Annotated in this window: 10 protein-coding genes; 3 read left to right on the top strand and 7 right to left on the bottom strand. The window is 70.1% G+C overall.

Annotation, left to right across the window (positions count from 1 at the left end; genetic code table 11):
• Window positions 1-55: 55 nt before the first annotated feature.
• From G3I77_RS09595 to G3I77_RS09565, 7 genes are all read right to left on the bottom strand, one after another.
• Window positions 56-1081 carry a LacI family DNA-binding transcriptional regulator gene (locus G3I77_RS09595; RefSeq protein ID WP_248502196.1) on the bottom strand — a complete coding sequence of 342 codons (1026 nt, stop codon included), beginning with the start codon at window positions 1079-1081 and terminating at the stop codon, window positions 56-58.
• A gap of 87 nt (window positions 1082-1168) precedes the next feature.
• The gene (locus G3I77_RS09590; protein WP_248502195.1) at window positions 1169-2599 is read right to left on the bottom strand and encodes a BNR repeat-containing protein; all 1431 of its coding nucleotides are present in this window, start codon (window positions 2597-2599) and stop codon (window positions 1169-1171) included.
• 174 nt (window positions 2600-2773) lie between these two features.
• A complete protein-coding gene (locus G3I77_RS09585; RefSeq protein WP_248502194.1) occupies window positions 2774-3094 on the bottom strand; it encodes an L-rhamnose mutarotase in 321 nt (106 codons plus the stop codon).
• Window positions 3095-3124: 30 nt separating this feature from the next.
• Complete coding sequence (gene rhaS / locus G3I77_RS09580; protein ID WP_248502193.1) at window positions 3125-4207, bottom strand: rhamnose ABC transporter substrate-binding protein; 1083 nt, start codon at window positions 4205-4207, stop codon at window positions 3125-3127.
• Between the two features lie 30 nt (window positions 4208-4237).
• A complete protein-coding gene (locus G3I77_RS09575; protein WP_248502192.1) occupies window positions 4238-5230 on the bottom strand; it encodes an ABC transporter permease in 993 nt (330 codons plus the stop codon).
• Window positions 5223-6263 (bottom strand): ABC transporter permease, encoded by a 1041-nt coding sequence (locus G3I77_RS09570; RefSeq protein ID WP_248502191.1) that lies wholly within the window; start codon window positions 6261-6263, stop codon window positions 5223-5225. The genes G3I77_RS09575 and G3I77_RS09570 overlap by 8 nt, the downstream gene beginning before the upstream one ends.
• A complete protein-coding gene (locus G3I77_RS09565) occupies window positions 6260-7777 on the bottom strand; it encodes a sugar ABC transporter ATP-binding protein (protein ID WP_248502190.1) in 1518 nt (505 codons plus the stop codon). Before G3I77_RS09565 ends, G3I77_RS09570 begins: the two co-directional genes overlap by 4 nt.
• A gap of 261 nt (window positions 7778-8038) precedes the next feature.
• Between G3I77_RS09565 and rhaI the strand changes: the two genes are divergently transcribed.
• From rhaI to G3I77_RS09550, 3 genes are all read left to right on the top strand, one after another.
• Window positions 8039-9199 carry an L-rhamnose isomerase gene (gene rhaI / locus G3I77_RS09560; RefSeq protein WP_248502189.1) on the top strand — a complete coding sequence of 387 codons (1161 nt, stop codon included), beginning with the start codon at window positions 8039-8041 and terminating at the stop codon, window positions 9197-9199.
• A gap of 103 nt (window positions 9200-9302) precedes the next feature.
• On the top strand, window positions 9303-11342 hold the full coding sequence (locus tag G3I77_RS09555; protein WP_248502188.1) for a bifunctional aldolase/short-chain dehydrogenase: 2040 nt from the start codon (window positions 9303-9305) through the stop codon (window positions 11340-11342).
• Window positions 11339-12802, top strand: a complete 1464-nt coding sequence (locus G3I77_RS09550; RefSeq protein WP_248502187.1) for a rhamnulokinase family protein — start codon at window positions 11339-11341, stop codon at window positions 12800-12802. The genes G3I77_RS09555 and G3I77_RS09550 overlap by 4 nt, the downstream gene beginning before the upstream one ends.
• Window positions 12803-12846 lie beyond the last annotated feature (44 nt).

Raw genomic sequence — 12846 nt, 5'->3', positions numbered from 1 at the left:
ATCGCCCGCGGGTGAGCCCTTCGATCATGAAACCTTGCTGAACGGCCGTTCAGGCTCAGCGCGCGGACAGACTGGAGCGGCGGACCACCAGCTCGGGCTGGAGGACGACCCTGCGGTGCTCGTGCGGCCGGGCCGCGCCCTCCTCCTCCGTCTCCTCCAGGAGCAGGTCGGCGGCCATGGCGCCCATGGTGACGGCGGGCTGCCGCACCGAGGTGAGCGGGACGGCCGCCGCGGCGGCGAACTCGATGTCGTCGTAGCCGACGATGGCGAGGTCGTCGGGGACGCCGACACCGGCCGCGTACATGGCCTGCAGGACGCCGAGGGCGAGCAGGTCGTTGGCGCAGAACACGGCGGTGGGCCGGTCGGCGAGGCCGAGCAGCCGGGCCCCGGCGTCACGGCCGGCGGCGACGTCCAGCCGCTCGGTGGGCAGCTCGCGCAGCGCGTCGGGGCCGAGCCCGGCCTCGGCGAGCGCTTCGAGGGCGCCGATACGGCGGTCGCGTACCTGGATCAGGCCGGGCGGGCCGCTGACGTAGGCGAGGGAGCGGTGCCCGGCGTCGACGAGGTGGCGTACCGCGAGGGCGCCGCCCGCCACGTCGTCGACGGAGACCGAGCACTCGGTGGTGCCCTCGGCGACCCGGTCGACCAGGACGAACGGGATGCCGTGCCGGCGGAACGCCTCGATGTTGCGGCCGGTCGCGTCGGCGGGGGTGAGCAGCACGCCGCGTACCCGCTGCTCGGCGAAGAGCGACAAATACTCGGCCTCCTCGCCCGGGGTCTGGGCGCTGTTGCAGACCATCACGCCGAGTCCGGCCCGGCGGGCGGCGCGCTCGGCGCCGCGCGCCACGTCGACGAAGAAGGGGTTGCCCATGTCGAGGACGAGCAGCCCCATGATGCGGCTGCGGCCCGCGCGCAGCTGGCGTGCGGACTCGCTGCGGACGTAGCCGAGCCGGTCTATCGCGGACAGCACGCGGGCCCGGGTCTCGGTCGCGACCGTGTCCGGGCGGTTGATCACGTTCGAGACCGTGCCGACGGAGACTCCGGCGACGCGGGCGACGTCCTTGATACCCACCGACTGGGCCATCGGGCAGGGACCTCCAGAGGGAGATGAGGGGGCGGCGGCCGGGGCGGCTTCACATTACCGGCATGCCGCCCCGGGGACCTGATGCGGTCAGGCGGGCAGGCGGAAGTTCAGCGAGCGGAGCGCCGAGGGCGTGGTACCGCTGGACTTCTCCTGGTACATGACCGACAGGAAGTTGTCCTGCGCGATCCGCATCTCGTCGATCACGACCTCGCCGAAGGCGTTCAGCCCGGCGGCGACGCCGTCGTACAGGACCGTCCAGTCGGTGTACCCGGACGCCTTGGAGGCTCCGGCGATCCGGCAGAAGGGGAAAATCGCGTACGCGTTGTCGTACTTGTCGAGGATGAGCTTGGTGCGCTGGCTGGAGTTGAGCGGGACCGGTATCTCGGTCTTCTGCCAGGCGCCGGAGGAGTTCTTGCGGACGTGGAAGGCACGGCCGTTGGCGGTGCGGTTGGCGACGTAGTTCGTCGTGCACTGGCCGAAGCGGCCGGGGACGTAGCTGATGATCGCGTGCGGCAGACCGGCCGAGTCGGTGAACTGGGCTTCCTGGTTCATCAGCGAGTGGTCCGGGTTGAGCGGGTCCACGACCAGCCCGGCGTCGGTCACGGACACCTTGTCGGAGCCTCCGGTGACGCCGACGACGGTGCCGGCGTTGTTGCGCCAGGTGCGGCCGCGGTCGTCGGAGTAGACGTAGCCGGTGTCGTGGTTGGTGATGCCGCCGCCGTTGCACATCACGGCGCCGTTCTGCTCGCGCCAGGTGAAGAAGGAGTGCAGCCGGCCGTTCCGGTCGTAGTCGATGCCGTGCAGGTACATGTTGCGGGCCGTCGAGGAGCCGTGCTCGCTGGTGTAGGTGCCGGTGGAACTGCTCCACTCGCCGAGGTTCCTCCAGGACGTGCCGTCGTACTCGGCCAGCGCGTTGCGGCCGTTGCCGGAGACGGCTACGCGGTAGCTCAGCTGGAGCTCGCCCTCGGGGGTCGAGATGAACTGCGGGTAGGTGAACTGCGAGGTGAGCGCGAGCCCGTCGAGGGTGGACTGGGGAGCGCCGAAGCGGCTCGTGGTCCAGCTCATCCCGTCCGGGTTGTCCATGAGGCCGGCCACCGACTTGACGTAGGTGAAGCCGTCGCTGTGGGAGTCCATGTTGAGGTGCAGCCGGCCGTCGACCTTGGATATGCCCATGGAGATGACGTTGTGGGAGTCGTTGTACCGCAGAGTGTGGCCGACCTTGACGGTCTGCCAGGTGTTCGAGGGGAACTTGCGGCGGCCGACGACGGCGTTGCGGTCAGCGGTGTACCAGACGGCGTACTGGTAGCCCTTGTAGGTCAGCAGGCCGTTCTTCTGGAACGCGTTGTTGTTGACCAGGCCGTCGTAGGAGACGAAGAAGATGGCCTGGGAGTCGAGCAGGGTGCCGCCGGTCAGGGTGACCGAGGGGCCCGGGTCTGCGGCTCGGGCGATGCCGGAGCCGAGGGCGGGGGACACCACGGCACCGGCGAGGGCGGCGCCCAGCAGTGTGCGTCTCTTCATCTCAGGGGACTCCATTGTCGTGTGAGGTGGGAAAGGGGTGGTGTGGGGCTCGAGCGGGCGTTCCTCAAATCGGGGGTGACGCGAAAACTGGGGGTGCGAACCGGGGTGTCCCGAGCCTGAGGGATCAGGCTGGGTGGGGGGTTCGGGCGAGATGGGGCTCAGGCGAGGTGCGGATCAGGCGAGGTGGAACACTTCCGTGAGCGGTCTCATGGCCTCGTCGGGCCGGGCGCCGTCCAGCGACTCGAAGAACGGCGCCATCTCCGCCTGCCAGCGGGCGTTGACGTCGGTGGCCTCCATTCCGGCCTGGGCGGCTGCGAAGTCCTCGGTCTCGAGGTAACCGACCAGCAGTCCGTCCTCGCGCAGGAAGAGCGAGTAGTTGTGCCAGCCGGTCTCCGAGAGTGCCCTGAGCATCTCGGGCCACACCGCGGCGTGCCGCTCGCGGTACTCGTCGAGGCGCTCCGCCCGGACCTTCAGCAGGAAGCACACGCGCTGCATCAACAGCCCTTTCGGTCGATCAGAAGCCGATCAGAAGTTGAACTGGTCGATGTTCTCGGCGTCGAACACGGTCGGCTTGCCGAGGCTGATCACGCCGTCCTTGCCGATGGTGTACTCGCCCATGGAGCCGGCCTTGAAGGTCTCGCCCTCCTTGCCGGTGATCTGCCCGGAGGACAGGGCGACGGCGGTCCGGGCGGCCAGCTCGCCGAGCTTGGCCGGGTCCCACAGCTCGAACGCCTCGACGGTGCCGTTCTTGACGTACTTGCGCATGTCGTTCGGGGTGCCGAGGCCGGTCAGCTTGACCTTGCCCTTGTACTTGGAGCCCGACAGGTACTGGGCGGCGGCCTTGATGCCGACGGTGGTCGGGGAGATGATCCCCTTCAGGTTCGGGTACTCCTGGAGCAGGCCCTGGGTCTGCTGGAAGGACTGCTGGGCGTCGTCGTTGCCGTACGCGGTCTTCACCAGCTTCATGTTCTTGTACTCGGGCTTCTTCAGCTCGTCCTTCATGAAGTCGATCCAGGTGTTCTGGTTCGTCGCCGTCTGCGCGGCGGACAGGATCGCGATCTCGCCCTTGTAGTCGAGCTGCTTGGCGAGCAGCTGCACCTCGGTACGGCCCAGGTCCTCGGCGGAGGCCTGCGAGACGAAGGCGTTGCGGCAGTCGGGCGTGGTGTCGGAGTCGTAGGTGACGACCTTGATGTCGTTCTTCATGGCCTGCTTGAGCGCCGTGCACAGGGCGCCCGGGTCCTGCGCGGACACGGCCATCGCGTCGACCTGCTGCTGGGTGAGCGTGTTGACGTAGGAGACCTGCCCGGCGGTGTCGGTCGCGCTGGACGGGCCGACCTCCTTGTAGCTGGAGCCGAGCTCCTTGAGCGCCTTCTCGCCGCCCTTGTCGGCGCTGGTGAAGTACGGGTTGTTGACCTGCTTGGGCAGGAACCCGACGGTGAGGCCCTTCTTCAGCTCGGCGTTGGGGTCGGCCTTGCCGGCGGTGGCGGCGGAGGCGCCCTCGTTCGCGACGTCCTTCTTGGTGGTCCCGCCGCAGGCGGTCAGCGCGAGTGCGAGAGAGGTGGCGGTGGCGAGGGCCGCGCAGCTGCGGCGCAGGGTTGACTTACGCATGGCGTTGGTCCTTTACGAGGAAGGGCTGGGTTACGAGGTGGGAGTCGAGGCGGCTCTACGGCCCGCCCTCGCTGTGGAGATCTGCCGCACGACCCGGGGGCCGAGCACGGACAGAACGAGCAGGACGCCGGTGACGACGATCTGGGACTGGGCGGACACGTCCTGGAGGCTCATCACGTTCTGCAGCGCGCCGAGGAGGAACACCCCGGCGATCGCACCGCCCAACGTGCCCTTGCCGCCGTCGAAGTCGATGCCGCCGAGCAACACGGCCGCCACGACGGACAGTTCGAGGCCGGTGGCGTTGTCGTAGCGGGCGCTGGCGTAGTGCAGCGCCCAGAAGATGCCGGTCAGGGAGGCCATCAGGCCGGTCAGCGTGAACAGGATCAGCTTCTGCCGCCTGACCCGGATGCCGGCGAACCGCGCTGCCTCCTCGCTCGCGCCGATCGCGAACAGCGACCGGCCGAACGGCGTGGCGTGCAGCGCGACCACGGCGATGGCGAGCAGGACGAGGAACGGCAGGAAGGCGTACGGGATGAACGTGTCACCGATGCGCCCGGCCGCGAAGTCCAGGTACTGCGTCGGGAAGTCGGTCACCGCGTCGGACCCGAGCACGATCTGTGCGATACCCCGGTAGGCGGCGAGGGTGCCGATGGTCACGGCGAGGGACGGCAGCCCCAGCCTGGTCACCAGCAGCCCGTTGACCAGCCCGCACACCACGCCGAGCAGCAGGCAGATCGGAATGATCGTCTCGATGGTCATGCCCTGGTTCCACAGGGCGCCCATCACCGCACCGGACAGACCGGCCGTGGAGGCGACCGACAGGTCGATCTCACCGGAGACGACGAGCAGGGTCATCGGCAGGGCGATCAGCGCGATCGGCAGCGTGTTGCCGATCAGGAACGACAGGTTGAGCGCGTTGCCGAACCCGTCGACGAAACCGAAGGAGAACAGCAGGACCACGACGAGGAGCGCACCGACGACCGTGTCCCAGCGGACCGCTCGGCTCAGGGAGATGTCAGCCATGGCGGGCGTTCCTCTTCTTCAGGGCGGAGGCCACGCGCAGCGCGACGACCCGGTCGACCGCGATGGCGAGGATGAGCAGGATGCCGTTGATGGCGAGCACCCAGACGGAGCTGACGCCGAGGGCCGGCAGCACACTGTTGATGGAGGTCAGCAGCAGCGCGCCGAGGGCCGCGCCGTAGACGCTGCCGGAGCCGCCGGTGAAGACGACACCGCCGACCACGACCGCGCTGACGACGGTCAGTTCGTAGCCGGTGCCGGTGCCGGAGTCGACGTTGCCGAACCGGGCGAGGTACATCGCGCCGGCGAGTCCGGCGAGGGCGCCGCAGAAGGTGTACGCGACGAGGATCCGCTGGCGGACGGGGATGCCCGCGAGGCGGGCGGCCTCGGGGTTGGAGCCGAGCGCGTACAGCTCGCGGCCGCTGGCGAAGTGCTTGAGGTAGTAGGCGGTGGCGATGAGCACCGCCAGCGCGATCAGCGCCAGGTACGGCACCGCCGCGATGCCGCCGGAGCCGAAGTCGACGAAGCCGCCGGGCAGATCGGCCGCGGTGATCTGGCGGGAGCCGACCCAGATGGAGTCGATGCCGCGGATGATGTACAGGGTGCCGAGGGTGACGACGAGCGCGGGCACCTGGCCGAGGCTGACGAGCAGTCCGTTGAGCAGTCCGAAGCCGATGCCGAGCAGCACGGCCAGCGCGATCGCCACGACGGAGTTGCCGCCGCCCTGGAGATAGGTGCCGGCGGCGAACGCGCTGATGCCGAGGGTGGAGCCGACCGACAGGTCGACGTTGCGGGTGATGACGACGAGGGACTGACCGGTGGCGACCAGGACCAGGATGGTCGCGTTCAGCAGCAGGTCCTTGATGCCCTGCTCGGACAGGAACTCGCTGTTGCCGGCCTGGGTGACGGCGATCATCACCAGGAAGACGAGCAGGATGGCGAGTTCGCGCATCTTGAAGACCCGGTCGACCAGCCGGGTGCCGCTCGACTTGGGCACATCGGCCACGGGGGCCTCTTGCGGAGTGACGACCGTCATGCGGCGGCCCTCCCGGTGGCTGCGGCCATCACGGTTTCCTCGGTGGCGTCGGAGCGTGGGATCTCGGCGGTGAGGCGGCCCTCGTGCATCACCAGCACGCGGTCGGCCATGCCGAGGATCTCGGGCAGGTCGGAGGAGATCATCAGGACGGCCACGCCGTCGGCGGCCAGTTGCGACAGCAGCCGGTGCACCTCGGCCTTGGTGCCGACGTCGATGCCCCGGGTCGGCTCGTCGACGATCAGCACCTTCGGGCCGGTGGCCAGCCACTTGGCGAGCACGACCTTCTGCTGGTTGCCGCCGGAGAGCGTGTTGACGGTGTCGGCGATCCGCGCGTACTTGACCTGGAGCTTGACGGCCCAGTCGAGGGAGCGGCTGCGCTCGGCGCCGCGGTCCACGAGCCCGGCCTTGACGGTCGTACGCAGACCGGTCAGCCCGATGTTCCGCTCGATGGACATGTCCATCACCAGGCCCTGGGCGCGCCGGTCCTCGGGGACCAGGGCGAGTCCGGCGGCCATGGCGGCGGACGGTGCGCCGTTGACCAGGGCTTTGCCGTGGACGGAGACCTCGCCGGCGTCCCGGCGGTCGATGCCGAACACGGCCCGGGCGACCTCCGTGCGCCCGGCGCCGACGAGTCCGGCCAGGCCGACGATCTCGCCGTGCCGGACCTCGAAGGAGATGTCGGTGAAGACGCCCTCGCGGGTCAGCCGGCGCACGCTCAGGGCGACCTCGCCCGGCTTCACGTCCTGCTTGGGGTAGAGCTCGTCGAGGTCGCGGCCGACCATGCGGCGCACGAGGTCGTCCTCGGTCATGCCGTCCAGGGGCTCGCTGGCTATCCAGGCGCCGTCGCGCAGGGTGGTGACCCGCCGGCAGATCTCGAAGATCTCCTCCAGCCGGTGGGAGATGAACAGCACGGCGGCGCCCTGGTCGCGCAGGGTGCGGACGACGCCGAAGAGCCGGGCCACCTCGCTGCCGGTGAGGGCGGCCGTCGGCTCGTCCATGATCAGGACGCGGGCGTCGAAGGAGAGCGCCTTGGCGATCTCGACGATCTGCTGGTCGGCGATGGACAGACCGCGGGCGGGCCGGTCGGGGTCGAGTTCGACACCGAGGCGCTTCATCAGGGCGGCGGTCGCGTTGTGCGTGGCCTTGTGGTCGATCCGGCCGAGGGCGCGGCGCGGCTGGCGGCCCATGTAGATGTTCTCGGCGATCGACAGGTCGGGGAAGAGCGTGGGCTCCTGGTAGATCACGGCGATGCCGGCGTCGCGGGCGTCGCCGGGGCCGTGGAAGGCGACGGGCGCACCGTCGAGCAGCACCTGGCCGGCGTCCGGGCGGTGCACCCCGGCGAGGGTCTTGATGAGGGTGGACTTGCCGGCACCGTTCTCACCGGCGAGTGCGTGCACCTCCCCGGGGAACAGCTCCAGGGAGACGTCCCGCAGTGCCCGGACCGCGCCGAAGGACTTGGAGACGTCCCTGAGCGCGAGAACCGGGGCCGGACCCGTGGTGGACGGGTGGGTCATGAGGGCTCCTCGACGACGCCGGCGGGTCGGCCCTCTCGGCGTCGTGAAAGGTTTCAACTGGGTTGCCGGGACGTTAGGCGGGCCGCGCATGTCACGTCAATGGGTTCCGGTCGAAAAAGTTTCGAGGACAGAAGGTCACGCACGGGTCACGGGAAACCGTCTCGGCCGGAGGGGTTGACACCCCTCCGGGGGGCCCATAACTTCGCGTCCTGAATCGTTTCATTCGGTGGTCGTTACGACCCGATGTCACAGGAGCCTGACGTGACCGAGCTCGCCGCGGCGAAGGCCGCTCTCAAGACACAGGCCGTCGAGACGCCGTCGTGGGCGTACGGGAACTCGGGCACACGGTTCAAGGTGTTCGCGCAGGAGGGTGTGCCGCGCACCCCGTTCGAGAAGCTGGACGACGCGGCGAAGGTGCACGAGTTCACCGGGGTCGCCCCGACCGTGGCCCTGCACATTCCGTGGGACAAGGTCGACGACTACGCGGCGCTCGCCAAGCATGCCGAGCAGCGCGGGGTGAAGCTCGGGGCGATCAACTCCAACACGTTCCAGGACGACGACTACAAGCTGGGGAGCATCTGCCATCCGGAGGCTTCCGTGCGGCGCAAGGCCGTCGACCATCTGCTGGAATGCGTCGACATCATGGATGCGACCGGCTCCGCGGATCTGAAGCTGTGGTTCGCCGACGGGACGAACTATCCCGGGCAGGACGACATCCGCGGGCGGCAGGACCGGCTGGCCGAGGGACTGGCCGAGGTCTACGAGCGGCTCGGGGACGGGCAGCGGATGCTGCTGGAGTACAAGTTCTTCGAGCCGGCGTTCTACACGACGGACGTGCCGGACTGGGGTACCGCCTACGCCCACTGCCTGAAGCTCGGGCCCAAGGCGCAGGTCGTCGTCGACACGGGGCATCACGCACCGGGGACCAATATCGAGTTCATCGTGGCGACGCTGCTGCGTGAGGGGAAGCTCGGGGGGTTCGACTTCAACTCGCGGTTCTACGCGGATGACGACCTGATGGTCGGGGCCGCCGATCCGTTCCAGTTGTTCCGGATCATGTACGAGGTCGTGCGTGGGGGCGGGTTCTCGCCCGAGGTCGCGTTCATGCTCGATCAGTGTCACAACATCGAGGCGAAGATCCCGGCGATCATCCGGTCGGTGATGAACGTCCAGGAGGCCACGGCGAAGGCGCTGATGGTCGATGGTGACGCGCTGGACGCGGCGCAGCGGGCGGGGGATGTGCTGGAGGCGAATGCCGTGGTGATGGATGCCTACAACACGGATGTGCGGCCTCTGCTTCGTGAGGTGCGCGAGGAGATGGGGCTGGACCCCGAGCCGCTTGCCGCGTACCGGCGGTCCGGGTGGGGTGAGCGGATCGTTGCCGAGCGGGTTGGTGGACAGCAGGCCGGTTGGGGGGCGTGAGCGTCTGCCGGCCTCTGTTTGCTGTCGGGCTGCGGGCCGGTTGTGGCTGGTCGCGCAGTTCCCCGCGCCCCTGAATCCCACTCTCTTCTGAAAAGGAACTGTCATGGCTGTCCATCCCGAAGCTGCCGCCCTGCTTGCTCGTTCGCATCGGCTCGGTGCCGATCCCCGCAACACCAACTACGCCGGCGGCAACGCCTCCGCCAAGGGCACCGAGACCGACCCCGTGACCGGCGGCGACGTCGAGCTGATGTGGGTCAAGGGGTCCGGTGGGGATCTGGGGACGCTGACCGAGGCGGGGCTGGCCGTACTGCGGCTGGACCGGATGCGGGCGCTCGTCGACGTGTATCCGGGGGTCGAGCGTGAGGACGAGATGGTCGCCGCGTTCGACTACTGCCTGCACGGCAAGGGTGGGGCCGCTCCGTCCATCGACACCGCCATGCACGGGCTGGTCGAGGCCGCGCACGTCGATCATCTGCACCCGGACTCGGGGATCGCGCTCGCCTGTGCCGCCGACGGGGAGAAGCTGACCGCCGAGTGCTTCGGGGACAGCGTGGTGTGGGTGCCGTGGCGGCGGCCGGGGTTCCAGCTGGGGCTGGACATCGCCGCCGTGAAGGAGGCCAATCCGCAGGCCGTCGGGTGCGTTCTCGGCGGGCACGGGATCACCGCATGGGGTGACACCTCCGAGGAGTGCGAGCGGAACTCGCTGCACATCATCCGGACCGCCGAGCAGTTCCTCGCCGAGCGGGGGAAGGCCGAGCCCTTCGGGCCGGTGCTGGAGGGGTACGCCGCGCTGAGCGCCGGTGAGCGGCGGGAGCGGGCCGCCGCCCTCGCTCCACACGTGCGGGCCATCGCCTCCCAGGACCGGCCGCAGGTCGGCCACTTCAACGACTGTGACGTCGTTCTCGACTTCCTCGCGAGCGCGGAGCACCCGCGGCTCGCCGCACTCGGGACCTCCTGCCCGGACCACTTCCTGCGGACCAAGGTGCGGCCGCTGGTGCTGGACCTGCCCGCGAGCGCTCCCCTCGACGAGGCCGTCGCCCGGCTGAAGGAGCTGCACGCCGCGTACCGGGAGGAGTACGCCGCCTACTACCGGCGGCACGCCCTGCCCGACTCCCCCGCCATGCGCGGCGCCGACCCGGCGATCGTGCTGGTGCCGGGGGTGGGCATGTTCTCGTTCGGCAAGGACAAGCAGACCGCACGCGTCGCCGGCGAGTTCTACGTCAACGCCGTCAACGTGATGCGCGGGGCCGAGGCCGTGTCCACCTACGCACCGATCGAGGAGTCCGAGAAGTTCCGGATCGAGTACTGGGCGCTGGAGGAGGCCAAACTTCAGCGGATGCCGAAGCCCAAGGCGCTGGCGACCCGGGTGGCACTGGTGACGGGTGCCGGGAGCGGGATCGGCAAGGCCATCGCGCACCGGCTCGTGGCCGAGGGCGCGTGTGTGGTCGTCGCCGATCTCGACGCGGAGAACGCCGAGGCCGTCGCCGAGGAGCTGGGCGGGCCGGACAAGGCCGTCGCGGTGACGGTGGACGTCACGTCCGAGGAGCAGATCGCCGAGGCGTTCCGGGCGGCCGTGCTGGCCTTCGGCGGCGTGGATCTCGTCGTCAACAACGCGGGCATCTCGATCTCCAAGCCGCTGCTGGAGACGTCCGCCAAGGACTGGGACCTCCAGCACGACATCTTGGCCCGCGGGTCCTTCCTCGTCTCGCGGGAAGCGGCACGCGTGATGATCGCCCAGGAGCTGGGCGGTGACATCGTCTACATCGCCTCGAAGAACGCCGTGTTCGCCGGACCCAACAACATCGCCTACTCCGCCACCAAGGCCGACCAGGCGCACCAGGTGCGGCTGCTCGCCGCCGAGCTGGGCGAGCACGGCATCCGGGTCAACGGGATCAACCCGGACGGTGTCGTGCGCGGGTCGGGGATCTTCGCCGGCGGGTGGGGCGCCAAGCGGGCCGCCGTGTACGGGGTGGAGGAGGAGAAGCTGGGCGAGTTCTACGCCCAGCGGACCATCCTCAAGCGCGAGGTGCTGCCCGAGCATGTCGCGAACGCCGTCTTCGCGCTGACCGGCGGGGATCTCACCCACACGACCGGCCTGCACATCCCGGTCGACGCCGGCGTCGCGGCCGCCTTCCTGCGATGAGCGCGGCTGTGAAGGCGTACGCCGCGGTCGATCTCGGCGCGTCCAGCGGGCGCGTCATGGTCGGCCGCGTCGGCCCGGACAGCCTGGAGCTCGCCGAGGCGCACCGCTTCCCCAACCGGCCCGTCCGAGTGCCCGAGGGACTGCGCTGGAACGTGCTCGGGCTGTACGCCGGGGTGCTGGAAGGGCTGCGGGCGGCGGGTGCCCACTGCGGTGGACGGCTCGACTCCGTCGGCATCGACAGCTGGGCCGTCGACTACGGGCTGCTGGACGCCGACGGGGCGCTGCTCGGCAATCCCGTGCACTACCGGGACGCGCGGACGGAGGGTGCCGCGGAGAAGGTGTGGGCGAGCGTGCCCGCGGCGGAGCTGTACGCCGCGACCGGGTTGCAGTACGCGCCCTTCAACACCCTGTACCAGCTCACCGCCGCCCGGTCCACGGCTCAACTCGCGCAGGCGAAGCGGCTGTTGTTGATGCCGGACCTGCTGACGTACTGGCTGACCGGCGAGCAGGGCACCGAGCTGACCAACGCGTCCACGACCCAGCTGATCGATCCGCGCACCCGCGACTGGGCGCACGGCGTCGCGGAGCGCCTCGGGATCGACCTGGGGCTGTTCGCGCCGCTGCGGCAGCCCGGCGATCCGGCGGGCGTGCTGCGGCCGGAGGTGCTGGAGGAGGCCGGCCTCGCCGGTCCCGTGCCGGTGACGGCCGTCGGGTCGCACGACACCGCCTCCGCGGTCGCCGCCGTCCCCACGTCGGGCGAGCGGTTCGCCTACATCTGCACGGGCACCTGGTCGCTGGCCGGACTGGAGCTGGACGCGCCGGTGCTGACCGAGGAGAGCCGGGCGGCCAACTTCACCAACGAGCTGGGGCTGGACGGCACGGTCCGCTATCTGCGCAACATCATGGGGCTCTGGCTGCTCCAGGAGTGCGTACGGGCCTGGGGCGACCCGGACCTCGGCGCGCTGCTGCTGGAGGCGTCCAAGGTGGAGGCACTGCGGTCGGTCGTGGACGCGGGCGACGCGGCGTTCCTCGCGCCGGGGCGGATGCCGGAGCGGATCGCCGAGGCGTGCCGGGTCTCGGGGCAGCCCGTGCCGAAGTCGCCGGCCGAGGTGACGCGCTGCATCCTGGACTCCCTCGCCCTCGCGCACCGCAAGGCCGTCCAGGACGCCCAGCTGCTCGCCGGGCACGCGGTCGACGTCGTGCACGTGGTCGGGGGCGGTACGCGCAATGCCCTGCTGTGCCAGCTGACCGCCGACGCCTGCGGGCTGCCGGTGGTGGCCGGGCCGACCGAGGCCGCCGCGCTCGGGAACGTGCTCGTACAGGCGCGGGCGCACGGGCTGGTCGGGGACCTGGCCGGGATGCGGCGGCTGCTCGTGAACACCCAGCCGCTCACCCGCTACGAGCCGCGCGGCGGGACCGAGCGGTGGCACGCCGCACAGGCCCGGCTCGCCGGGGCCTGACGGGGTCTCCCCTGCGTCTTGTCCCCGGGCTAGGCTGCACTCAT

It is taken from the genome of Streptomyces sp. D2-8 (assembly GCF_023184515.1).
Taxonomy (GTDB): Bacteria; Actinomycetota; Actinomycetes; order Streptomycetales; family Streptomycetaceae; genus Streptomyces.
Note: the sequence above shows the minus strand (reverse complement) of the source record. Positions and strands in the feature narration are given on the sequence as shown.

Bases quoted from the DNA above. Each gene is read 5' to 3' on its own strand.
- G3I77_RS09595 (WP_248502196.1), bottom strand. From the start codon at position 1,081: ATGGCCCAGTCGGTGGGTATCAAGGACGTCGCCCGCGTCGCCGGAGTC.
- G3I77_RS09590 (WP_248502195.1), bottom strand. From the start codon at position 2,599: ATGAAGAGACGCACACTGCTGGGCGCCGCCCTCGCCGGTGCCGTGGTG.
- G3I77_RS09585 (WP_248502194.1), bottom strand. From the start codon at position 3,094: ATGCAGCGCGTGTGCTTCCTGCTGAAGGTCCGGGCGGAGCGCCTCGAC.
- rhaS (WP_248502193.1), bottom strand. From the start codon at position 4,207: ATGCGTAAGTCAACCCTGCGCCGCAGCTGCGCGGCCCTCGCCACCGCC.
- G3I77_RS09575 (WP_248502192.1), bottom strand. From the start codon at position 5,230: ATGGCTGACATCTCCCTGAGCCGAGCGGTCCGCTGGGACACGGTCGTC.
- G3I77_RS09570 (WP_248502191.1), bottom strand. From the start codon at position 6,263: ATGACGGTCGTCACTCCGCAAGAGGCCCCCGTGGCCGATGTGCCCAAG.
- G3I77_RS09565 (WP_248502190.1), bottom strand. From the start codon at position 7,777: ATGACCCACCCGTCCACCACGGGTCCGGCCCCGGTTCTCGCGCTCAGG.
- G3I77_RS09555 (WP_248502188.1), top strand. From the start codon at position 9,303: ATGGCTGTCCATCCCGAAGCTGCCGCCCTGCTTGCTCGTTCGCATCGG.
- G3I77_RS09550 (WP_248502187.1), top strand. From the start codon at position 11,339: ATGAGCGCGGCTGTGAAGGCGTACGCCGCGGTCGATCTCGGCGCGTCC.